This window comes from Actinoalloteichus hymeniacidonis (assembly GCF_014203365.1).
Lineage (GTDB): Bacteria > Actinomycetota > Actinomycetes > Mycobacteriales > Pseudonocardiaceae > Actinoalloteichus_A > Actinoalloteichus_A hymeniacidonis.
Window position 1 is genome coordinate 4,103,213 of record NZ_JACHIS010000001.1, and the last position, 24,011, is coordinate 4,127,223.

The 24,011-nt window shown below is 66.9% G+C and carries 16 protein-coding genes; 8 read left to right on the forward strand and 8 right to left on the reverse strand.

The genetic code is table 11. The features are described 5' to 3' along the window. Positions 1–50 precede the first annotated feature (50 nt). A complete protein-coding gene (locus BKA25_RS16910) occupies positions 51–1,991 on the reverse strand; it encodes a S9 family peptidase (protein ID WP_069848414.1) in 1,941 nt (646 codons plus the stop codon). A gap of 218 nt (positions 1,992–2,209) precedes the next feature. Then, the gene (locus tag BKA25_RS16915) at positions 2,210–3,199 is read right to left on the reverse strand and encodes a TerC family protein (RefSeq protein ID WP_069848413.1); all 990 of its coding nucleotides are present in this window, start codon (positions 3,197–3,199) and stop codon (positions 2,210–2,212) included. Positions 3,200–3,618: 419 nt separating this feature from the next. Between BKA25_RS16915 and BKA25_RS16920 the strand changes: the two genes are divergently transcribed. Together BKA25_RS16920 and BKA25_RS16925 are read left to right on the forward strand one after the other, a co-directional pair. Next, positions 3,619–6,423: an alpha/beta fold hydrolase gene (locus BKA25_RS16920; protein ID WP_084643627.1), complete on the forward strand. Its 2,805-nt coding sequence runs from the start codon at positions 3,619–3,621 to the stop codon at positions 6,421–6,423. Then, positions 6,420–7,457: an ABC transporter permease gene (locus BKA25_RS16925; protein ID WP_236750649.1), complete on the forward strand. Its 1,038-nt coding sequence runs from the start codon at positions 6,420–6,422 to the stop codon at positions 7,455–7,457. Before BKA25_RS16920 ends, BKA25_RS16925 begins: the two co-directional genes overlap by 4 nt. Here BKA25_RS16925 and BKA25_RS16930 read toward each other — a convergent pair. Then, on the reverse strand, positions 7,447–7,839 hold the full coding sequence (locus BKA25_RS16930; RefSeq protein WP_236750647.1) for a VOC family protein: 393 nt from the start codon (positions 7,837–7,839) through the stop codon (positions 7,447–7,449). The two genes, BKA25_RS16925 and BKA25_RS16930, sit on opposite strands and share 11 nt — an antisense overlap. Positions 7,840–7,977: 138 nt before the next feature. Continuing rightward, positions 7,978–10,128 (reverse strand): excinuclease ABC subunit UvrB, encoded by a 2,151-nt coding sequence (uvrB, locus tag BKA25_RS16935; protein WP_084642842.1) that lies wholly within the window; start codon positions 10,126–10,128, stop codon positions 7,978–7,980. A gap of 287 nt (positions 10,129–10,415) precedes the next feature. Here uvrB and BKA25_RS16940 point away from each other — a divergent pair, with 287 nt between their 5' ends. After that, positions 10,416–10,940: a ribonuclease FAU-1 family protein gene (locus BKA25_RS16940; RefSeq protein WP_069848412.1), complete on the forward strand. Its 525-nt coding sequence runs from the start codon at positions 10,416–10,418 to the stop codon at positions 10,938–10,940. Between the two features lie 163 nt (positions 10,941–11,103). Continuing rightward, positions 11,104–11,622, forward strand: coding sequence for a ribonuclease FAU-1 family protein (locus BKA25_RS16945; RefSeq protein WP_069848411.1), 519 nt, complete (start codon positions 11,104–11,106; stop codon positions 11,620–11,622). Between the two features lie 87 nt (positions 11,623–11,709). Here the strand turns inward: BKA25_RS16945 and coaE are convergent, their stop codons facing one another. From coaE to rpsA, 4 genes are all read right to left on the reverse strand, one after another. Then, positions 11,710–12,705, reverse strand: coding sequence for a dephospho-CoA kinase (gene coaE, locus BKA25_RS16950; protein WP_069848409.1), 996 nt, complete (start codon positions 12,703–12,705; stop codon positions 11,710–11,712). A 71-nt stretch (positions 12,706–12,776) separates the two neighbouring features. Beyond that, positions 12,777–14,855, reverse strand: a complete 2,079-nt coding sequence (locus BKA25_RS16955; protein ID WP_084642841.1) for an acyltransferase family protein — start codon at positions 14,853–14,855, stop codon at positions 12,777–12,779. A gap of 99 nt (positions 14,856–14,954) precedes the next feature. After that, entirely contained in the window at positions 14,955–16,952 is a 1,998-nt protein-coding gene (locus BKA25_RS16960) for an acyltransferase family protein (RefSeq protein ID WP_069848408.1), read from the reverse strand. 500 nt (positions 16,953–17,452) lie between these two features. Then, complete coding sequence (rpsA, locus tag BKA25_RS16965) at positions 17,453–18,946, reverse strand: 30S ribosomal protein S1 (protein WP_069848407.1); 1,494 nt, start codon at positions 18,944–18,946, stop codon at positions 17,453–17,455. Positions 18,947–19,222: 276 nt separating this feature from the next. Between rpsA and BKA25_RS16970 the strand changes: the two genes are divergently transcribed. From BKA25_RS16970 to BKA25_RS16985, 4 genes are all read left to right on the forward strand, one after another. Further along, complete coding sequence (locus BKA25_RS16970; protein ID WP_084642839.1) at positions 19,223–20,089, forward strand: class I SAM-dependent methyltransferase; 867 nt, start codon at positions 19,223–19,225, stop codon at positions 20,087–20,089. 68 nt (positions 20,090–20,157) lie between these two features. Then, positions 20,158–21,075, forward strand: a complete 918-nt coding sequence (locus BKA25_RS16975) for a GNAT family N-acetyltransferase (protein ID WP_069848405.1) — start codon at positions 20,158–20,160, stop codon at positions 21,073–21,075. Positions 21,076–21,114: 39 nt separating this feature from the next. Next, positions 21,115–21,828, forward strand: coding sequence for an ATP-binding cassette domain-containing protein (locus BKA25_RS16980; RefSeq protein ID WP_172803768.1), 714 nt, complete (start codon positions 21,115–21,117; stop codon positions 21,826–21,828). Beyond that, entirely contained in the window at positions 21,825–23,960 is a 2,136-nt protein-coding gene (locus BKA25_RS16985; protein WP_069848401.1) for a YhgE/Pip family protein, read from the forward strand. The genes BKA25_RS16980 and BKA25_RS16985 overlap by 4 nt, the downstream gene beginning before the upstream one ends. Positions 23,961–24,011 lie beyond the last annotated feature (51 nt).

Consider the following 24,011-nt stretch of genomic DNA (forward strand, 5'->3'; position numbering starts at 1 on the left):
GGCGACGGGGCAGGTCGAACGTCCGACCTGCCCCGGCCGGCAGGAGCGGGTCAGACCGGCAGTCGGCGATTCCAGAAGTCCAACGCGGCCTCGAAGCGCTGGACGCGGTGCCGCGGCTGGCCGCTCCGGCTGAGTTCGTGTCCCTCGCCGGGGAAGATCAGCATCTCCACGTCGACACCGGACCGCTTCAAGGCCACGAACTGGCGCTGCGCCTGTTCCAGCGGGCAACGCCAGTCCTGCTCCGAGTGCACGACGGCGAACGGGATCTCGATCCGATGCGCGTGATAGAGCGGACTCTTCTCCCGCCAGACGACCGGGTCCGGCCCGAGGTAGGCCTCGGTGAAGAACCATCCGATGTCGGAGCTGCCGTGGAAGGAGTCCCAGGCGTTGACCGCGCGTTCGCTCCATGCGGCGACGAACCGCTCCCCGTGGTGGGCGGCCAGCCAGCTGGTCATGAAGCCACCGTAGGAACCGCCCATCACGCCGACCCGGCTCGCGTCGCATTCCGGTTCGGCCAACCCGATGTCCAGCAGCGCCAGGATGTCGGAGACGTCGACGGTGCCCATCGCCTCCACCACCGCCCGACCGTGCCGCTGGCCGTAGCCCGCGGAACCCCGCGGATTCGACATCACCACCGCGTAGCCTGCCGCCGCGTAGACCTGGGCCTCGTCGAAGAAGCTCCACTCGTACGACGCGAAGGGCCCGCCGTGCACGAGCAGCAACACCGGGTGCGGCCCCTCGCCCTCCGGCAGGACCAACCAGCCGTGCAGCGGATAGCCGTCGGGGCCCGTCCCGATGAGCTCCCGCGCAGGCCGTACCCCGAGGTCGCGGATCGCCCGGTTGTAGTCGGTGAGTGTCCTCGGCTCACCGGCGACGGCTCCGTCCCAGTCCAGCAGCACGACCTCGCCGGGGCCATCGGCGGCCGCACGCAGTACCGCGACGCGCCCACCGTGCACCGCGAAGGCGCGGACGTTCTCTCGTTCCGGGGTGAGCGCGGTCAACGAGGCGAGCTCGGCGTGCACCGCGTCGTCGGGCACGAACCGCAGCCGGGAAGAGCCGCGTTCGTTGACCACCACCAGAGCACCGCCCGGCACCGGGGCCGGAGCACAGCCATGGTCGAGGTGCACCGTCTCCACATCGGTGAGCCTGCGACCTTCGACGGTGCTGCCGTCGGTGGGCAGCGATGCCAGGAACAGTCCGCCGTTGCGTGCCACGGAGTCGGTCTCGCCGTGCTCGGTGCCGAGGTAGAACAGCTTGCCGTCCGGGGTGACGGTCGGGTGGGTCACGCTGCCGGTGGACCGGACGACCGGGGTGGGTTCGCCACCCGCAACCGGTACGAGGTACAGGTCGGTATGTTGGGTGTCGACCCGGCCCAGACCGCGCTCGGCGACGACGACGAGAGCGGTGCCGTCGGGTGTCCAGGCGGGTGAGTCGACCTCGAACTCGCCCTCGGTGAGCATGGTGGGCTCGGCGCCTGCTTCGAGAGCCTCCACCACGAAGAGCCGCTTGGGCTGGTCGGTCAGGAAGCCGGGACCATCGATCCGGTACTGCAGCCGGGTGATGTGACGCGGGGCCTCCGCAGCGGCGTCGATGCCCTCCTCGGTGCCGTAGCGGCCCTTCTCCGCGACCCGCGCGACGAACGCGATACGACGGGAGTCCGGGCTCCACACCGGGTTGCCTGCGCCACCGACCAGGGAGGTGATCTGGCGTGCCTCCCCGCCGTCGACGGGCATCACGAAGAGCTGTGCCCGCTCGCCGGGACAACTGCGGGAGAACGCCACCAGCCGGCCGTCCGGAGAGATCCGAGGCGCGATATCACGTTCCCCGCCGGTCCAGGCGACCGGTTCGCCGCCGTCGAGAGGGACGCGCTCGATGCGGCTGAGATAGGCGTTCTTCTCCACATCGGGACGACTGATGCCCGTCAGCAGCAGATCACCGTGAAAAGCGAGGTCACCGAGTGTCCGCAGTAGCGGTAGGTCTTGTGGACGCACCGGAGGAAACCTACCGGGCATCTCGACGGACTACGAGGGATTCGACCCGTCGAGCTGTCCGTTCAGACCAAATCGTTAGCAAGCCACACTATTTACCGCCGGGTGGTCCGGCCCGCGCAGGTCGGCACTCGGCCTGCGTCCGGAATCCGGTCCTGAAAACGGCGACGCGCCGGAACCCGTCCTGCTGGGCTCCGGCGCGACGCGATGGATCCGACGGATCAGTCGATCTCCTTCACCGCACTGGGATCGCGGCGAACCTTCCAGAGGCTCGCGACGGTGGTCACAGTGAGGACCGTGATGATCACGCCCAGGGACAAACCGACCGAGACCTCGGGCACCGGCACCGGCTGGCCGCCGTTGATGAAGCCCAGCGTGTTCTCGTGCAACGCGTGCAGCACCAGCTTCACACCGATGAACGCCAGGATGATCGAGAGACCGATCGACAGGTAGACCAGCTTGTTGAGCAGGCCGCCCACCAGGAAGTACAACTGGCGCAGGCCCATCAACGCGAAGGCGTTCGCGGTGAAGACCAGATACGGCTCCTGGGTCAACCCGAAGATCGCCGGGATCGAGTCGAGCGCGAACAGCAGGTCCGCACTGGCGATGGCCACCAGTACGACAGCCATCGGGGTCAGCCAGGTCTTGCCGTCGATCTTGACGACCGACTTGCCGCCGTGGAACTCCTCGGTCACCGGCATGAAGCGGCGAACCAGGCGGACCATCAGGTTGTCGGCGGCGTCGGAGTCGTCCTTCTCCTTGTGTCGCAGCAGGCCCCAGGCCGTGTACACCAGGAACCCACCGAAGATGTAGAAGACCCAGCTGAAGCGCTCGATCGCGGCGGCGCCCACCGCGATGAAGATGCCGCGCAGCACCAGGGCCAGCAGGATGCCGATCAACAGGACACGGTGCTGATGGATCTTGGGCACCGCGAAGGTCGACATGATGATCACGAAGATGAACAGGTTGTCGACGCTGAGCGCCTTCTCCGTCACATACCCGGCGAAGAACTCGCCGGCGATCGCCCCGTCGACGGTCAGCCACAACCCGATGCCGAACACCACGGCCGCGAGGACCCAGGCGATGGACCAGGTGGCGGCTTCCTTCATGCCGACCTCATGGGGGTTGCGCCCCACCAGTATCAGATCAACGGCGATCAGGGCCAGCAATACGCCGACCGTCACGAACCAGACCCATGTTGGAACGTCCACTGAGATTTACCCTCCGGTGTCAGGACATGCCGATCACCGGAGGTCTCTTCCGCCGGCTCCAGCCGACCGACGGCCCCGGGCGTTCTCTGCCGAGAAACACCGTGATGACGAGACCGCCGCGAAGGAATACTCCCCTCCACCAATCTCCGAATTGTCTACCATGCGCAGGCGTGCGCACCAGCCGAGGTGACCAGTGACACCGGTCGCACTATCGGCCGTCCGGGTCGGGTGCCAGGGCCCCTGCCCGCAGGCCGCCAATCAAGACCACTCATGCGGGTGATCTTCTCGCCGCTGCGACGAACGGTCGATGGCAAACACCGAGCGTGCGGACGACCGACCACCGCGCTGGACTCCCCGTTCGGCGACGATCGGTGACGACGGTGTCCCTCCGGGGTGAGCTCTGCCTTAAGGTCCCTGCCGTGGCCGTCCGATCCCGCCGGACCAGGAGACCGTTGCTCGCGGTCGCCCTCGTCCTTCTGACCTGCACCGGGTTTCTGCTGTGGCCCCGCGATGAGGCCGCACCCGAGGTCGGTGCGCGCGAACTCACCCTGGAGCTGCCCGCAGGTCCCGGAGATGCCGCGCGGGTGAGCATCGATGCGACCCTCTACACGCCGGAGCGCACCCCGGCACCCTCCGTGTTGCTCGCGCACGGTTTCGGCGGCAGCAAGGACGATCTCGTCGAACAGGCGCAGTCACTGGCCGAACGCGGCTTCGTCGTGCTCTCCTATTCGGCACGCGGCTTCGGCGCCAGCACGGGCCGCATCGGCCTGAACTCGCCGGACCACGAGGTCAACGACGCTCGCGAGTTGGTCACCTGGCTGGCGGGCAGACCCCAGGTCCTCTCGGACGGACCGGACGACCCCGTCGTCGGTGTCGCAGGCGCGTCCTACGGCGGTGCGCTGGCGCTGTTGCTGGCCGGAACGGACGACCGGGTCGACGCCATCGCCCCGATGATCACCTATAACGACCTCAACCGCGCGTTGCTGCCCAATGCCGCAGGCAAGCCCCAGTCGGGCGCGGTGACACCGGCGGCCGGGCCCGAGTCCGGAACCGGCGTCTTCAAACAAGCGTGGGCCGCCTCGTTGTTCAGCTCCGGATTCCGAGCGAACCCCGCAGGCTCGGACGACCGCGAGTCGGAGCAGGACTCACCGCAGCAGGATGGCGCGCCCGCCGCCGCCCCGGACCAGGGCCCGTTGACCTGCGGTCGCTTCAACAGCGCGGTCTGCCAGGCCTACACCGAACTCGCCACCACGGGCCGCCCGAGCAACCAGACGGTCGAGCTGCTCGCCTCGCTGTCGCCGTCCTCGGTCACCACGTCGATCCAGGCGCCCACCCTGTTGATCCAGGGCAGACAGGACACCCTGTTCGGCTTCGAGGAGGCCGATGCCACCGCCCGACAGATCACCGAGGCGGGCGGCGAGGTCCGAATGATCTGGTACGACGGCGGCCATGACGGCGACTCGCCCGGTCCGGACCTGCTCGACGAGGTCGGCGACTGGTTCGACTTCCATCTCGCCGACCGGGGCGCGGACCCCGGCACCGGTTTCGAGTACGCCCTGCCCAACACCGGTCCCAACGACGACGCGCCCATCCAGACCGTCAGCGTGGACGCCTATCCCGGCTTGGCGGGCGCCGAGGGAACGACCAGGGAGAACCATCGACTCGTCGGACAGGCGACCCCGGTGCTGCGACCGCCCGGCGGCGAACCCGCCTCGATCAGCAGTCTGCCCGGTGTCGGTCTCGGCGGCGTGCCCGGCGGGAACGAGTTCGCCACGGACCTCCCCGGCCAGGTCGCCCGATTCACCAGCGAACCGCTGACCGAGTCGGTGTTGATCACCGGCTCGCCCAAGGTCAGTCTCAAGATCTCGGCCGTCCCCGGCCAGCCCAGAGACGGATCGACGGTGCTGTTCGCCAAGTTCTACGACCTGAGCGGCGGCGACGACCGCAGGCTGCCGGGCGGCGGCGTGGCACCGATCAGACTCGGCGATCTACCGGCCGACGGTTCACCGGCCGAGGTCGTCGTCACCCTGCCGGGCATCGTGCACACCCTCGACGCCGGGGATCGCATCGAGATCGCGGTGACCACGACCGACCAGGCGTATCGAAGCCCGCAGCAGCCTGCGGTGCAGCTGGTGGAACTGGGCGGTGACGAGCACATCAGCCTGCCCACGGTCCCGGGGACACCGACCCAGGTCACGGCGCAGGCGACCCCGCTGTTCGGGGCGCTGACGGTGGTCGTCCTCGGCTTGGCTGTGGCCGCGGTCGGCGCCTTCCGCCGCAAGCAGACCGCCGACTTCGAACCGGCACTGGCCGATGCCCCGTTCGCCACCGACGGGCTCGGAAAGTCCTACGGAAGCAGCGAAACCGCCGTCGTCTCCGATCTGTCGGTCCGGGTCGAGCCCGGTCAGGTCGTCGGACTGCTCGGTCCCAACGGGGCAGGCAAGACCACCACGTTGCGCATGCTGCTGGGTCTGATCGCTCCGACGACCGGTTCGGTGCGGGTGTTCGGTCACCTCATCAGACCCGGGGCCCCGGTCCTGTCCAGGGTCGGCTCCTTCGTGGAGGGCGCAGGCTTCCTTCCTCACCTGTCCGGTCTGGAGAACCTGCGCTCCTATTGGGCGACCACCGGGCGCACCCCGGAGAGCGCCCGTCTGGACGAGGCGTTGGCGATCGCCGGGCTCGGTGCCTCGATCCATCGCCGAGTGGACTCCTACAGCCAGGGGATGCGCCAACGGCTCGCGCTGGCCCAAGCCATGCTCGGACTGCCGGATCTGCTCGTCCTGGACGAACCCGCCAACGGGCTCGACCCGCCGCAGATCCATCAGCTGCGCAAGGTGCTGGCCGACTACGCCGCGACCGGGCGCACCGTGCTCGTGTCCAGTCACCTGCTCTCCGAGGTCGAGCAGACCTGCGACCATCTGATCGTGTTGCATCGGGGTCGACTGGTCGCATCGGGCCCGGTGACCGACATCGTCGCGGGCGATGGGCAGTTCGTCTTCGCGGTGGACGATCCCGAGCTGGCAAGCCAGGCGTTGTACAGCCTGCCCGGCGTGGACGAGATCACGAAGCAGGAGCGTTCCGTGACGGCACGGCTGGTCGACGCACCGGTGTCGACGGCGGTCGCGGTCCTGGTCAACGCCGGGGTCGCCGTCGGCAACGTCGGGCCGCGCGGCAGACTCGAGGACGCATTCCTGCAACTCGTCGGTGGGGAGAACACACCGTGAATCCATCACCCGAGTTGCCCTCGACCGACGCACCCGTCGCCGATGTGGTCCACCGCAATCCCCGGGCAACGCAAGACGATGCCGAGCAGAAGGCCGGCCAGGGCACCGAGCAATGGGACGCCACCTCGCCCGAGGGTCGAGCGGGCCGTTCGCTCTTCCGCAGAGCCGCCTCCGCTCTCCCCAGGGACGCCGACGACGGTGCCGCGACCGGATACCGTCCGGAGCGGACGCTGCGGCTGAGGGTGGAGTTCGGCAGACAGCTCCGGCGCAGGCGAACTGGCATCAGCCTCGGCCTGCTACTGGTGCTACCCGTCGTGTTGTGGGCGTCCTTCGAGGTCGGCTCCGACGACACCGGTCCCGGCCAGGGCAGCTTCGTCGACCTCGCCACCAGCAGCGGGCTCAACTTCGCCCTCTTCTCGCTGTTCGCCTCGGTCAGCTTCCTCTTCGTCGTGGTCGTCGCGCTGTTCTTCGGCGACACCGTCGCAGGCGAGGCGTCGTGGTCGAGTCTGCGTTATCTACTGGCGGTGCCGATCCCCCGTGCTCGACTGCTTCGGCAGAAAGCACTGGTCTCCGGCTTACTCAGCCTCATCGCGGTGGTCGTCCTGCCCGCCTCGGCGCTCCTGATCGGTGTGCTGGTATACGGCTCGGGACCGCTGACCACGCCGAGGGGCGAGTCCCTGCCCTTCGTCGACGGGCTCACCGCGCTGGCGTTAGTCGTCGCCTACCTACTCGTCTTCTATCTCTGGATCGCAGGACTGGCCCTGCTGCTCTCGGTGTCCACGGACGCACCGCTGGGCGCGGTGGGCGGGGCGATCATCGTGTTCATCGTGTCGCAGATCCTCGACCAGATCACCGCACTCGGCGAGCTGCGGTCCTTCCTTCCCACCCACCACGCCTACGCCTGGCTCGATCTGCTGAGCGCTCGGCCCGACCTCACCGATGCCGCCCAGGGTGTGTTCGCCTCGGTCAGCTACGCCACGGTGTTCCTGCTGGCCGCAGGTTGGCGCTTCCAGCGGAAGGACATCACGAGCTGAGACACGGGAAGGGTTTCGAGCGTCCGGGTCCCCGCCCGCGCGTCACTGCACGCAGAACTCGTTGCCCTGGCGGATCACGGAGCACGAGGAACCAACCGGCCGGACCGTCCTCGTCCACCTCGCGCAGCTCGACCGCCCCGGCCTGCACGAGTGTCTCGACATGCGCCCTGGCGCGTGCCTTCTGCTCGTCCTTGTCGGTGGCTCCCCTGCCCACGTTGACATCGAGGTGCACTCGGTTCTTCACCTGTTGCGGGGGAAGGTTTGCGGCTCGAGCGAAGTCCGCCCAGGTCGCGAAGCCCGCAGGCGGCGGCTCCAATTCGTAGCGCAGCGCTCGGGCCCAGAATGCGGCGAGGCGTGCCGGGTCGGTGGCATCGAAGGTCACCTGGAAATCGATACTCGAACTCTCATCTCGCCGCCGAGGCTAACCCGCGCGCCCGACAACGATGCCGATCGACAACGGCGTCGGGTGAAGCGCGGAAAAGCCTCATGGCGGGCGCTCGCGACGGCGTCGGCCCGAGGATCAGGACAAGCCCGCCGCGTCCATCGCCCGAAGTTCCTTCTTGAGGTCGGCGATCTCGTCGCGCAGTCGACCCGCCAGTTCGAACTGCAACTCGCGAGCCGCACTCATCATCTGATCGGTGAGCTGTTGGACGAGATCGGCCAGCTCCGCTCGCGGCATCGAGCCGGTGTCGCGGTCGACCAGCACCCCCGAGCTGCCCCGTGGCTGCCCCCGCTCCCCCACCGGTTTGCGACCCCGCGAGGCGTTGCGTCCACCGACCTCGGTGCTGCCCGCGGTGTCCTCGGCCTCGGTGTAGACCTGATCGAGGATGTCGGCGATCCGCTTGCGCAACGGCTGTGGATCCAGGCCCCGTTCCTCGTTGTAGGCGATCTGCTTCGCCCGCCTGCGGTCGGTCTCCTCGATGGCGCGTTGCATCGAGTCGGTGATCCGGTCGGCGTACATGTGGACCTCGCCGGAGACGTTGCGCGCCGCCCGCCCGATGGTCTGGATCAAGCTGGTCCCCGACCGCAGGAAACCCTCCTTGTCCGCATCGAGGATCGCCACCAGGGAGACCTCCGGCAGGTCGAGTCCCTCGCGCAGCAGGTTGATCCCGATCAGCACGTCGAACTCGCCGAGTCGCAGCTGTCGCAACAGCTCGATCCGGCGCAGCGTGTCGACCTCCGAGTGCAGGTAGCGGACGCGGATGCCCAGTTCCAGCAGGTAGTCGGTCAGGTCCTCGGCCATCTTCTTCGTCAGCGTGGTGACCAGCACCCGCTCATCGCGCTCGGCGCGCACCCGGATCTCGTGCACCAGATCGTCGATCTGGCCCTCGGTGGGTTTGACCAGCACCTTCGGGTCGACCAACCCCGTCGGTCGAATCACCTGCTCGACGAACTCGCCTCCCGTCTGGCCGAGCTCGAACGGCCCGGGCGTTGCGGAGAGGTACACGGTCTGACCGATGCGATCGGAGAACTCCTCCCAGGTCAGCGGCCGGTTGTCCAACGCACTGGGCAACCGGAAGCCGTGGTCGACCAGGGTGCGCTTACGCGAGGCGTCGCCCTCGTACATCCCGCCCACCTGCGGCACCGTCACATGCGACTCGTCCATGACGAGGAGGAAGTCCTCGGGGAAGTAGTCGATCAGGGTCGCGGGGGCCGAGCCCGGCTCGCGGTCGTCCATGAAACGCGAGTAGTTCTCGATTCCGGAGCAGAAGCCGACCTGGCGCATCATCTCGATGTCGTAGGCGGTGCGCATCCGAAGTCGCTGGGCCTCCAGCAGCTTGCCTCGGTGCTCCAGGCTCGTCAGCTGGGTCTCCAGCTCGCCCTCGATCGCGCGAATGGCCTTCTCCATCCGCCCGGGACCCGCCACATAGTGCGTGGCCGGGAAGATCCGCACCTCGGTCAGATCCCGCACCACGTCGCCGGTGAGCGGGTGCAGGTAGTACAGCTTGTCGATCTCGTCGCCGAAGAACTCGATCCGTACGGCCAGCTCCTCGTAGGCGGGGATCACCTCGACGGTGTCGCCCCGAACACGGAAGGTGCCCCTGCTGAACGCCAGGTCGTTGCGTTCGTACTGGACGTCGACCAGGGTGCGCAGCAGCAGGTCCCGATCCACCTCCTGGCCGACCGCCAAGGGGATCGACCGATCGAGGTAGGACTGCGGCGTACCCAAGCCGTAGATACAGGAGACGGACGCGACCACGATGACATCGCGCCTGGTCAACAGGCTCATCGTCGCCGAGTGCCGCAGCCGCTCGACATCCTCGTTGATCGAGGAGTCCTTCTCGATGAAGGTGTCGGTCTGCGGGACGTAGGCCTCTGGTTGGTAGTAGTCGTAGTAGCTGACGAAGTACTCCACCGCGTTGTCCGGGAAGAATCCACGCAGCTCGTTGGCCAGCTGGGCGGCCAGGGTCTTGTTCGGCGCCATCACCAACGTCGGGCGCTGCACCTTCTCCACCAGCCACGCCGTGGTGGCCGACTTTCCGGTACCCGTCGCGCCGAGCAGTACGACGTCGCGCTCGCCCGCCTCGAGGCGCTTCTCCAGCTCGGCGATCGCCTGTGGCTGGTCGCCCGCGGGTTCGTAATCACTGACGACGCGGAACCGACCGTCCGAACGCGGGATATCGCTGATCGGACGGAACTGGGAGGAGGCGGTCACCGGTGCATCTGCCACGACGACAGGGTAGGCCTGCCCTCCGACACGCACCGCTGCCGCCGGGCGGCAGACGCCTGGGAGCGCAGCGCGTCGGGCGTGACAATCCGCCACACAGCCCCGAATCCGCCGTGAGCCCGCCGACTCGGGTGTGAGCAAGGCAACGCTCGCGTGGATGGGGATCAGGTCGGGCCGACGACGGCCTCTGACGGTCGGCGAGCCCTCGTGTTCGAAGAGTGGCCACACCGACATCGCGCTTACCCGAACGGGGGATCACACTACGGTCACGAATTAGGCAGTATGGGTGTATGAGCGTCGAGGTCCGGATCGCGCCGCACATCCATCCGCCCAAGGTCGAGACGTTCGACCTGGAAGACATGACGAACGTGGATCCCAAGGGGATCGTTCGCGCTGTCGATCATTTCGAGGTGCATCCGTTCGGGCTGTATCTGGCTCGCCAGGTGGTCGGACATCATCGGATCGCCTATCTCAAATCCTGGTTGTTGCCGGAACTCGGCCTACGGATCACCGATTACGACCTACACGCGAGCGCGACACCCGACTGCGATCTCTATCTGGATCTCGTGTCGATCACCTCGGAGCAAAATCGGTGGACCACGGTCGACCACTACCTCGATCTACTCGTGTGGACCGGACGCGGAGTCACCGTGGTGGATTCCGACGAGTTGTTGGCCGCTCTCGCCGCCGACCTGCTCGACACGGGCAGCGCGCAGCTCGCCATGGAGAACACCCATCGAGCCGTCGAGGGCATCGCGGCGAATGGATACGACGTCTTCCGCTGGCTGAGCACCGTGGGAATCGACATCCACTGACTGCGACGTCGCTGCTAGTCGGTGGACTCCGCGCCGTCAACCGCTGATGCGGTCGGTCTGGTGATCCACCGACCAACAGCAATATCCACGTTGGCAATCCGTAACGGAAAAGAAGCAGTCAGCATGGTCACAAATCGCGCCCATCCCGCTACGCTCTGGTTTTGTGGGCGCCATTATCACTCCGCAATTGGTCGATGTGGTCGACACGATCACCTCGGTCCGTAGCTATTCCTCGGGTACTCGCCGACGTCTCACCGCCTGTTCTGTCGAACGGTGGGGACTTCGGATGGAGTACCTCACTCCGGAGGACCCGTTCGCGGGCTCCGAGGTGACCTGGATCCTGGCCGAGTTCGGTTTACGACTGGTGCATCAGCGCCCGCGTTCCCGACACGGCCGCAGCGGTCCCAGTGTCCTGACCGCGGTCCGCGTCGAGCGCGATCACCGGTTCTGGCAGACCACGGATCTGTTACTCGGCCTCGCCGTGCCGGGCGGCACGAGCGCCAGGATCGTCCGATCCGAGGAGTTCGCGGCGGCAGTGGCAGGCCGGGTGCTCCCGCCCCGGGACGCCGATCTCGCATTGCGGACCGTTCACCGGACGCTGGAGGAGGTCAGCATGCAGCGCCACGATCTCTCCCGCTGGTTGTTGTCCTCGGGCATCTTCGAGAGCTGGCCGCCCCGCTGAGCCTGACCGCACCGGAATCGTCGCGGCCCTCGCGCGCCCGCCGCGACGGTCGTCGATGTCCGCAGCACGCCCCGGCCCGGGTGGGTGCTAGCTACCCGCCGAACCGGCGACCACCACGTAGAGATCGGCAGGCGCCCCCGGGTCGGCCGATCGGTGCAGCCGCGCACCGGACACCTCGGATTCCGAGGGTTCGGCGGTGTCCGGTTCCCGTGTCACCGGTGGGAACCCCGCCGAGGACAACGGCGCCGTGAGGTTCTCGGCTGCCTCCGCCGAGACAACGGTGAGCATGAGTTCCAGGACATCCGGAGCCGCCACCCCCGGCACCGAGGTGGCGCCGACGTGCTCGATCGCGACGATCTGCTCGTCGTATCCGCCCAGTTCGCTGCGCAGCCTGGCGATCAACCGGCCTGCCCGGACCGCCCGGTTCGGATCGAAGCCGGTGGCCGCCGAGCGAGCTGTCATCGCGGGTGTGTTCGTTCGAAGGTTGTGCGCGAAGGGTTCGATCCGGCTCGTCCACAGCAAATCCACGGCGGCCCGCGTCTGCGAGGTCGACCCGTCGTTGTCCAACCAGACGTCTGCGGCCGCCCGGCGGGCCGCCTCGGTCGCCTGACTGGCGATCCGCGCCCGTACCGCTTCCTCCGTCATGGCCCGGTCTCGACGAAGACGCTGCACTCGCACCGCCTCGTCTGCGTGGACCACCACCACCAGGTGATAGCCGGCGGCGAGCCCGTTCTCCACCAACAGCGGCACGTCATGCACGACGATGGCATCGGGTGCCGCCTGCGCCAACAACTCGGCGGTGCGGGCCGCGACCCTCGGATGCACGATCTCGTTGAGCCGGGCCCGCGCGGCCGCATCGGCGAAGACCAGCTCCCCCATGGCAGGCCGGTCGAGGGTGCCCTCGGCGGTGAGCATCCGGTCCCCGAATGCCGTGACGATCTCGGCGAGCCCGTCGGTTCCGGGCGCCACGACCTCCCTGGCCAAGCGGTCGGCGTCGACGATCACCGCCCCGAGTTCCGCCAGTCGCTTCGCGACGGTGGACTTGCCCGCCCCGATTCCTCCGGTCAGCCCGATGCGCAGCACGCGATCATCTTGCCGGCCCGGCGTATCCGGTGCCGGTCCGCCTCACGACGGACCGGCACGGCAGGCACGGTCTACCAGCCGGTCAGCTCGTAGATCTCGGTCTCCAGGAACGGCGCCATGGTGCGCATATACGTGGCGCCGATGTGGTTGTGATCCAGGTACACCAGCACGTTGCCGATCGCGGGCGGGCACTCGTCCTCGGTGCAGATGTAGTCGCTGAAGTCGAGGAACGAGACGTTGGCCGGCACATCGGGGATCAACTCGTACGGCGGGATCTCGGTGAGCAGCTCCGCCCTCGGCGTGGAGCACTGCGGTGCGTCGACGCCGTTCTCCGCGGCACACTCGGAGGGTTTGAAGTCGTAGCGCGGGTTGTCCCGCATGGCCAGCAGGGGAATGCCCGCTTCGTCGAGCCGCCGCCACTGCTCGACGAACCCGGGCGGTGTCGCCTCCGTGGGACCGACCCGGACATCCCTGCTTCCGATGGTGAAGACCGCATCCGGGTTCATCTCGATGATCTCCGAGGTGGCGTCGGCGTTCCATTGACGACAGCCGTCGTTGTTCGGATCGGTCTCGGACTCCACCGAGTACGGGCAGGCCCCGCGCAGCATCGAGGAGATCTGCCAGTTCTCCCGATCCGCGATGTCGTAGAGCGCGGTCAGCCACTGCTCGGCGTGCGAGTCACCCACGACCACGATGTGCCGGTCGAAGTCGTCGCCGACCGCGTTGCGGCAGATCTCCAGTTCCTCGTTCCGGGCAGTCGGGGCGCAATGCTCCTGTACGACCTGCGCCCAGTCATCCCCGATCGTGATGAACGAGGGGGCGACCTCCACGTCCGCGTCTCCCCAGTACTGGAAGCCGGGGACCCTCGCGGCGGCACCGGGGTAGTTCGGGTCGCCGACCGCGACCTCGTAGGCGGTCGACTGTCGCTGGGCGAGGAACTGCCAGGTACCTGCGGCGGCGATGACCGGGATGAGCAGGACCAGGCCGAAGCGGTAACCGGCCCACGGGGTCCTGGTCCCCACGGCGGAGCGGCGCAGCGGATTCTCGATCAGGTGGTAGGTCAGCATCGAGAGGATCACGGAGACGCCGATGATGAAGGCGCCACCCAGGAGACCGACCTCGGTGCGCTGCCGATAGATCAAGTAGAAGACGAGTACGGGCCAGTGCCAGAGATACAGGGCATAACTGAGATTACCCAAATACTCCAACGGCCGAGCCGACAGAATCCAATCCACACCCCACCGCGTACCCGACGCACCCGCAACAATCACCAACAAAGCCGCAACCGTCGGCCACAACGCCATATAACCCGGAAACACCGAACCAACCTGCAACACCAAACCACAGGCCACCAACGCGGTAATCCCGAACCAACCCAACAACACCCGACCAAACTTCGGCAGATTGATATGATCAATCCCCAAAGCCAACAACCCACCCAACGCGAACTCCCACACCCGCGTCAACGAGTTGAAATACGCAAAAGGCTGATTATCCGCCGTGCTGATAATCGAGAAAACCAACGACACAGTGAACACCACGAACAACGTGCCCAACAACGTCAACCGGAAACGATTCTTCGTGAACCGCGCAACCCCGATAACCAACAACACCAACAACGGCCACACAACATAAAACTGGCCCTGAATCGACAACGACCAGAAATGCTGAACCGGACTCGCCGCATTCGTCTGCGCCAAATAATCAACCGAATCAGCAGCCAACTGCCAATTCTCAAGATACAACGCCGAAGCAACGATCTCACGAATCGTCTGAAACCAACGGTTCTGCGGCAACAACAACACCGAAGCAACCATCACACCGACCAAAACGGTCAGCGCCGCCGGAAACAGACGCTTAATCATCCGCCCCCAGAACGGACGAAACTCAATCCGACCCGAACGCTCCACCGCCCGAACCAACTGACCCGTGATCAAAAAACCAGAGATCAAGAAGAAGACATCAACACCACCGGAAACCCGCCCCAACCAAATGTGGTACACGACCACCAACAGAGCCGCCACCGCCCGAAGCCCCTGCAACTCCGGCCGATACTTCCGCACCACAGGCGGAGCAATGAGACGCGAACCGGTCAAGGGTTTCGCCGCCACGTCTGCTCCGGTATTGCCCGCCGAATCTGGACTGACCATCCTCTTCCTCTGCTCATCACCGAGCCACGTACCCCGTCTACCGGACCGGCGCGGCGGGCCGTGGCCCGCAGCCCGCCGCTTCGACCCGATCCACGTTCGTCACCACTGGGTCACATCGAGGATCGCCTCCTCCAGCATCGGCGCCATGCTGGCCACATAGCTCGCGGTGATGTGGTTCTCGTCGAGGTACACCAGCACGTTGCCGATGACCGGCGGGCAGAGATCCTCGGTGCAGATGTAGTCGCTGAAGTCCACGAAGGAGACGTTCGGCGGGACATCGGGCAACAACTCGTAGGGCGGCGTCTCGGCGAGCAGCTCAGCCCTAGGCACCGAGCATTCGGGGGCCGTCGGACCAGCCTCCTGGATGCACTCGGAGGGCTTGTAGTCGTAACGTGGGTTGTCTCGTATCGCAACCACCGGAATGCCCGCTTCGTCGAGCTTGCGCCATTGTTCGAGGTAACCCTGGGGAGTGTGCTCGGTCAGGCCGATTCGGACCTCGCGGCTCGCCGTGGTGAACACCAGATCGGGCTGCATCTCGATGGTCGTCTGGGCTGCGGCCGCATTCCACTGCACACAGGACTCGTCATCCGGGAAGGTCTCCGACACGACCGAGAACGGACATCCCCCCTTGTACATGGAGGTGACCTGCCACCCGCGTTCCTCCGCCATAAGGTACATGGCGGTCACCCACTGCTCGGAGTGGGAGTCGCCGACCACCACGATGTGTCGCTCGGCGGATTCGTCGACGATGTTGTGACAGATCCGTAGTTCCTCGTGGAGCGGCGATGTGCTGCAGTGCTCCTGATTGACCTTGACGAAGTCGTCCTCCAGGTTGATGAACGGCGGTGCCGGGACGACCTCGTCCTCGCCCCAATAAGTGAAGTCGGGCGTCCTGCTCAAGGCGCCGGGGTGGTTGGGGTCGTCCATGACTCCATCGAAGGCATTGGCCTGCTGCGTCGCGGTGTATTGCCAGGTGCCTGCGGCGGCGATGACCGGGATGAGCAGGACCAGGCCGAAGCGGTAGCCGGCCCACGGGGTCTTGGTCCCCACGGCGGAGCGGCGCAGCGGATTCTCGACCAGGTGATGGGTCAGCATCGAGAGGACCACCGACACGCCGATGATGAACGCGCCGCCTGCAAGGCCGACGCCCTCGGGGCGACCCCTGGCCAGCTGGTAGAAGACGAGTACGGGCCAGTGCCAGAGATACAGGGCATAACTGAGATTACCCAAATACTCCAACGGCCGAGCCGACAGAATCCAATCCACACCCCACCGCGTACCCGACGCACCCGCAACAATCACCAACAACGCCGCAACCGTCGGCCACAACGCCATATAACCCGGAAACACCGAACCAACCTGCAACACCAAACCACAGGCCACCAACGCGGTAATCCCGAACCAACCCAACAACACCCGACCAAACTTCGGCAGGTTGATATGATCAATCCCCAAAGCCAACAACCCACCCAACGCGAACTCCCACACCCGCGTCAACGAGTTGAAATACGCAAAAGGCTGATTATCCGCCGTGCTGATAATCGAGAAAACCAACGACACAGTGAACACCACGAACAACGTGCCCAACAACGTCAACCGGAAACGATTCTTCGTGAACCGCGCAACCCCGATAACCAACAACACCAACAACGGCCACACAACATAAAACTGGCCCTGAATCGACAACGACCAGAAATGTTGAACCGGACTCGCCGCATTCGTCTGCGCCAAATAATCAACCGAATCAGCAGCCAACTGCCAATTCTCAAGATACAACGCCGAAGCAACGATCTCACGAATCGTCTGAAACCAACGGTTCTGCGGCAACAACAACACCGAAGCAACCATCACACCGACCAAAACGGTCAGCGCCGCCGGAAACAGACGCTTAATCATCCGCCCCCAGAACGGACGAAACTCAATCCGACCCGAACGCTCCACCGCCCGAACCAACTGACCCGTGATCAAAAAACCAGAGATCAAGAAGAAGACATCAACACCACCGGAAACCCGCCCCAACCAAATGTGGTACACGACCACCAACAGAGCCGCCACCGCCCGAAGCCCCTGCAACTCCGGCCGATACTTCCGCACCACAGGCGGAGCAACAGATGAGGTAGGACGGTCTATCGACCCCGATGGTTCGGCGGTACCTGTCAGGCTAAGAGTCGCCACGCTCTTCCTCTACTCCTCGCTGCGAAAGTGTGCCCGACCCGATGAATCACCGGCTCGCACGCCGGAGCCGGGGTATCGGGTGAGTCACGCGCAGCTACCTATGCGATGCACGGGTGCACGCTCCATCAACAACAGACGCTGCGAACCGCGCCACGGTAGGCGACTTACCTACCTCGAGCAAACGACCGCCAGCGACATATAACGTGACATAGCTACGCACCGAGATCGCCAGCGGGTCCGCTTTGTTATCTGGCCGACTATCAGGCGATATTCACCGGTGATAATCGGAAACAGAGCGCTACCGAATAGCGGGACAATCGAGCAGAAAAGCACAGAGGGTGATCCTCGACCGTATCGATCGAAGATCACCCTCTGGATTGTCTCCTGAGCCCGAGCTAGCCCGGATCAGTCAGTAACAGCTATCAGGCGCCGCCGGAAAGCTTCTCCCGAAGAGCCGCCAGCTGCTCGTCGCTGGCCAGCGAACCGCTCGAAGAGCTGGTCTCCGCAGCCTTCGGCGAGTCGGACGAGTAGTTCTGCTCGCCAGCCTCCCCGGCCTCTGCGTGGTCCTCGGCGGCCTTGGCGACCTGCTTCTTGTGCTGCTCGAAGCGGACCTGCGCCTCGGTGTACTGGCGCTCCCACTCCTCGCGCTGCGCGTCGAACCCGTCCATCCAGTCCTGAGTCTCGGGGTCGAAGCCCTCGGGGTAGATGTAGTTGCCCTCTGCGTCGTACTCGGCAGCCATGCCGTACTGGGCCGGGTCGAACTCCATGTCGGGAGTGAAGCCCTCGTTGGCCTGCTTCAGCGACAGCGAGATACGACGACGGTCGAGGTCGATGTCGATGACCTTCACCATCACGTCGTTACCGACCTGGACGACCTGCTCCGGCACCTCGACGTGGCGCTCGGCCAGCTCGGAGATGTGCACCAGGCCCTCGATGCCCTCGTCCACCCGGACGAACGCGCCGAAGGGCACCAGCTTGGTGACCTTGCCGGGCACGATCTGGCCGATGGCGTGGGTGCGGGCGAACTGACGCCACGGGTCTTCCTGCGTCGCCTTGAGCGACAGCGAGACCCGCTCGCGCTCCATGTCGACCTCGAGGACCTCGACGGTGACCTCCTGGCCGACCTCGACAACCTCGCTCGGGTGGTCGATGTGCTTCCAGGACAGCTCCGAGACGTGCACCAGACCGTCCACGCCGCCGAGGTCGACGAACGCACCGAAGTTGACGATCGAGGACACGACGCCCTTGCGGACCTGGCCCTTCTGCAGCTGGTTCAGGAACTCGCTGCGCACCTCGGACTGCGTCTGCTCGAGCCACGCGCGCCGCGACAAGACCACGTTGTTGCGGTTCTTGTCGAGCTCGATGATCTTGGCCTCGAGCTCACGGCTGACGTAGGGCTGCAGGTCGCGGACCCGACGCATCTCGACCAACGACGCGGGCAGGAAGCCACGCAGGCCGATGTCGAGGATCAGGCCGCCCTTGACGACCTCGATGACGGTGCCCTTGACCGGCTCGTCCTTCTCCTTGAGCGCCTCGATGGTGCCCCATGCCCGCTCGTACTGGGCGCGCTTCTTGGAGAGGATCAGCCGGCCTTCTTTGTCCTCCTTCTGGAGAACGAGGGCCTCGACGTGGTCACCAACGGTGACCACCTCGGCCGGATCGACGTCGTGCTTGATCGACAGCTCTCGCGAGGGGATGACGCCCTCGGTCTTGTAGCCGATGTCGAGCAGCACCTCGTCGCGGTCGACCTTGACGATGGTGCCCTCCACGATGTCACCATCGTTGAAGTACTTGATGGTTTCATCGATGGCGGCGAGGAAGTCCTCCGCCGTCCCGATGTCGTTCACGGCGATCTGCGACTCACCTCCACCGGCGTGGACGGGCGAGGCGGGGACGGTGGAAGTGTCGGTGGACATCAGGTAGATGGCTCCGGTACGGATAGGGGTAGGGGACTCTGCGGTTGTGATGGTGTGACGCGGCGGGGACCGATCGGCACCTCCGACGACCATGATGAGAAGTCGAACCGAGCGACCCCGTCCGCCTCGCGACCTCATGAGGGCGGCGGCATCGCACGTGGGCAGAACGATCCCACTACGCAGCGATATCGTACGCGTAGAGGCGTTCGGTGAGCAAACCCGGCATGCACTCGATGTGAAGAACCGCCCCCGACCGCGTGAAACGGAGCACCCCGCGTGACCATCGACTCCCCCCAGGAGACCAGTTCGCCGGACGTCGACCGCTATGCGGCGGCACAGGCGGCGCTGGGTGCGACCCGGTACGGGCACGCCGAGGTCGATGCCGCCTCGGCCAGAGCCGCCGGACGAGCGTGGTGGGACGCCGACGCCGACGAGTACCAGGCATCCCACGGTGATTTCCTCGGCGACGCCGAGTTCCGTTGGTGCCCGGAGGGCCTTCTCGAGTCCGAGGTCGGACTGCTCGGCGATCTCGAGGGTCGCACCGTGCTGGAGGTCGGCTGCGGGTCGGCGTCGTGCTCCCGCTGGCTGGCGGGACAGGGCGCCGAACCGGTGGCGCTGGACATCTCCGCCGGGATGCTCCGGCATGCCACGATCGGCGCGCAACGCACCGGGCTGCAGGTCCCGCTGGTCCAGGCGAGCGCCGACGCGCTGCCCTTCGCCGACGACTCCTTCGACATCGCCTGCTCCGCCTTCGGTGCGCTGCCCTTCGTGGCGGATCTCGATCTCGTCATGCGAGAGGTGTCGCGGGTCCTGCGACCGGGCGGGCGCTGGGTGTTCGCGGTGACGCATCCGATGCGCTGGATCTTCCCCGACGATCCCGGTCCGGCCGGACTGACCGTGCGGCAGTCGTACTTCGATCGGGCGCCGTATATCGAGGCAGACGAGGACGGGACGACGACCTACGCGGAGTTCCACCGCACCCTGGGCGACTTCGTCCGCGCGATCGTGCAGGCGGACCTGCACCTGACTGATCTGATCGAACCGGAGTGGCCAGAGGGACACGAACGCGAATGGGGGCAATGGAGCCCGCTGCGCGGCAGGCTGTTCCCCGGCACCGCCGTCTTCTGCTGCCGGAGTCGATGAGAACCCGCTGAGCGCGGACCTGCGCGGCAGATCGAGGGCCGATCACCGACGTCGAGAGCGAGAAGGCCGTGAACGAGGAGCTGCTTCCCGTCGACCTGCACCGTCTCGACCCGCTGTTGCCGGATCGGTTCCCCCAGCCGCGCGGGCCACTGCTGCACGCCGCGTTGCCCGACGGACGCCGGGTGTCCGCAGCCTGCGTGGTATCGCGACACCCGCCCGGCTCGATCGCGACGCTGTGGTCGGCGCGCTGGTCGTGCGCGTTGTTCCCGCTGTCGGGGGCGGCCACCGAGTCCGCCGAGTTGCGAGCGCTGGTGGAGGTCTGGCGCGCCGAACTCGATCGGCTCTCGCCGCCCGCGCAGGACTCGGCCTGTGAGATCACCTGGCCGAGTCGGGACGTGGACGGGACCAGGGTGTTCCTCGATCACTGCCTGATGCCGCTCACCGTCCTGGCGGTGCGCACGTCGGACCGGACTGCTCCGATACCTCGGGCATCCGGTACGACGGTGCGACGCGCCACGCCCTCGGACCTCGATGCCGCCGCCGAGATCGCCCTGCACGAGACCCGCTATTCGGCGTTGGTCGGCGGCACGATGCTGCGGCCGGACCACGTCGAGCTGAAACGAGCGGGTCTGCGAGCTCGGCTGGCCGCAGGGGCCCCGGTGTGGCTGGCCGAGCGAGACGGGCTGCCCGTCGGTCTCGCGGAGTGCTCGTGGAGCACCGTGCGATCCGATGATCTCGAGAGCAGGCTGCGTCCGGGCACCTGGGGGTACGTCAACTGCCTCTCGGTGCTTCCCACTCTGCGCGGTGGCGGCGTCGGGTCGATCCTGATGGCGGCGGCCCATCGACACTTCACCGAGGGCGGGGCCAGCGGCACCTACCTGTACTACAACCCGGCGAATCCGCTCTCCACTGTGTTCTGGCCAACGCAGGGTTATCGTCCTCTGTGGACGGTGTGGGAGGTGCGTCCCGCCGCGGCTCTGCGGTGAGATGACCAGGTCGAAGGGGGTTCGTCCGTGGAGCGGCCGGTGGACATCCACGCACGCCAGGTGAGCCTCGCCGACACCAGGGGAACGCTGCTCTCCCCCACCAGCGTCGAGCTCCGGGCGGGCGAACTCACCCTGATCGCCGGGCGACCGGGCTCGGGCCGGACCGCGTTGGCCCTCGTGCTGGCAGGCCGGATGCGACCGCACGACGGCCGGGTCGAGTCCGACGGTCCCCTACCGCGATCGGAGCTACGCCGCCGGTCCGCCATCGTGGACTCCCCCGAGATCAGTGCCCCCGAACCGGGCGCGCTGCTGCGCGACATCGTCGCCGAGGGCCTGTCGCAGGCGGGTCGGCCGGACGACCGAGACTCGATCATCTGGTGGTTGCGCGAACGGGGGCTGCTCGCCGAGTCGGAGGAACGCGCAGATCGCCTGGACCCCGCGGTGCGGACGCGGGTGCTCACCGATCTCGCGGCGGCACGACCCGGCGTCCACGCCCTGATCCTGGACTGTCCCGATCGACACGGCGGCAGCCCGCACAGCTGGTTCGGCGTCGCCCGCGATCAGGCCGATCAGGGTTGGGCCGTGGCCGTGATGTGCTCGCCGGAGTCGGTGTCGATGTTGGGCGTCCAGTCCGCACGGATCGGTGCCCACGACGGCCACCGACCGGCCTATCGCCGATACAGCAGCCCGGGCAGGCCCGTCACCCCCTTGTTGTCGCCCGCAGCCGAGGCCGCGTGGAGGGAATCGGGATGAGCGCACGCCGGTTGGCTTCCATCGAGCTGCGACGACTGGCGACCGGCCGGATCACCAGGCTGGCCCTGGTGGCGGCGCTGTTCGTGCCGCTGGTCTTCGGTGCGCTGTCGATCTATGCCAACTGGGACCCCTACCAGCGTTTGAGTTCGGTGCCCGCGGCCATCGTGATGGCCGACGACGGCGCGATCGACACCGAGGGCCGCACCCTGGACGCGGGCATGGAGGTCGAGGAGCAGCTGATCGCCGCAGGCGACTTCGACTGGCACCGCGTCACCTCGGAGGAGGCCGACCGGGGAGTCGCCTCCGGTCGGTTCGGGTTCGCCCTCGTCGTGCCGCCGGACTTCTCCAGCGCACTGCTCTCCCATGCCGCCCTGGACCCACGTTCGGCTCGACTCACGGTGATCACCAACGACGCCAACGATCACCTCGTCGGCACGGTCGCCAACCAGCTCGCGGAGCGGATCCGGTCGACCGTCGCCACCCAGGTCGGTACCGAGACCGCCGATCGACTGTTGCTCGACCTCAGCACGGCACAGCAGCAGACCGCCGATGCGGCGGCGGAGTCCGGGTATCTCACCGAGCTCACCGCCAGGCTCGTCGAGGAATTCGCCATCGCCGAGGAACTGCTCGCTGAGACCGCCGCGCTGATCGAGGAGGAGCTGGCCCAGGCACAGGACCGATCCGAGCGGTTCGCGGAGTTGACCGAGACGACCGGTGTCGCGACGGAGGCCGCCGAGGCGCTGGCCGCGGTGGAGGCGGATACCGAGACGGTGCGTGCGCAGCTGGCGTCTGCCGCAGACCAGGCGACCGAGCTCGGGGCACAGGCCCAGCGGGCGGCAGCGCAGGCGGCGGACACGGCGGCTGGGACCGAGTCGGCGGCCGAGACCGGCAGCGATCTGGCCGAGACCACGGGCGAGATCGCGATCGCGCTGCCGACGCTTCGGACCGAACTGACCGATGAGCTCACCCGCCTCGGGGTGTCCTCCGAGACGCTCGACGCGGTCTTGGAGACACTGGACGACACCATCGGCCGGACGGATCGGGTCGACGACACGGCAGCCGCACTCGCCGAGTCGCTCGCCGAGTTGGTGGCAACGCACCAGGCAGACGGCGACACCACCGCCGCCCTGGCCGAGACAGCACACCGCCTCGCCTCGTCGATCGGCCCCGCCGAGGAGCACAGTTCCGCGGACCCCTCTGGTGTCGGGGCGATGGCCGACGGCACGCTGGAGCTCGCCGATGCGCTTTCGACGATCAGCGCCGATGTCGCGGAGTTGGCCGCGCAGCAGGAGCTCTCCACGCAGGCCGCGGGCACCCTCGCCGAACACACCGCGCTGCTCACCGACGGGGCCGGAGCACTCATGGCCACCGCCGAGGAACTCGATGAGGACACGGTCGGATTGGCCGAGCAGCTCGCCGAGCAGTCCGAGGTGGCCCCCACGCCCGATGCGGCCACCCGGCAGGTCGCCGCCCGGACCATCGCCTCGCCGGTCACCGTGACCGACCGGGCGCACCTGACCGCAGGCAGCCACGGCGCGGGTCTCGCGCCGTTGTTCCTGGGTCTGGCCCTGTGGGTCGGGGCCGTCGTGTCCTACCTCCTGCTGCAACCGCTGTCGGCTCGCGCGCTCGCCGCCAACGTGCCCGCCTGGCGGGTGGCACTGGGCGGCTGGTTGCCCGCCGCCGTATTGGGCGTGGCACAGGCGCTGCTGCTCTTCGCCACGACGGTCCTGGTGATCGGACTGCCCGCGACACGGCCATGGGCGATACTGGGGCTGCTGGTGGTCACCGCGCTCGCGTTCACCGCGATAGCGCACGCGCTGTGCGCGCTGTTCGGCCCCGCAGGAAGGCTGATCTCGCTGGTCGCGTTGATCCTCCAGCTCACCACCGCGGGCAGTGCCTTTCCCTGGTCGGCGGTTCCCGATGCCACCCAGCCGCTGCACCGGATGCTGCCGCTGGGCTACGTCGTCGAGGGATTGCGCCACCTGCTCTACGGCACCGACATCGAGGCTGCGCTGCTGGCCACGGCGGTATGCCTGTGTTGGCTGGGGGTCGCCTTCCTCGTCGCCGTCACCGCCGCGATGAGCAGGCGGGTCTGGACACCGAGCAGATTGCGACCCGAGATCGCCTGGTGAGAGCACCGGGTGCCGCCGCCTTACGGACGACGGCACCCGGTGTCGGAGCAT

Coding starts and splice junctions, on each gene's coding strand:
- BKA25_RS16940 (WP_069848412.1), top strand. CDS start 10,416: ATGAGCGTCGAGGTCCGGATCGCGCCGCACATCCATCCGCCCAAGGTC.
- BKA25_RS16955 (WP_084642841.1), bottom strand. CDS start 14,855: ATGGTCAGTCCAGATTCGGCGGGCAATACCGGAGCAGACGTGGCGGCG.
- rpsA (WP_069848407.1), bottom strand. CDS start 18,946: ATGTCCACCGACACTTCCACCGTCCCCGCCTCGCCCGTCCACGCCGGT.
- BKA25_RS16985 (WP_069848401.1), top strand. CDS start 21,825: ATGAGCGCACGCCGGTTGGCTTCCATCGAGCTGCGACGACTGGCGACC.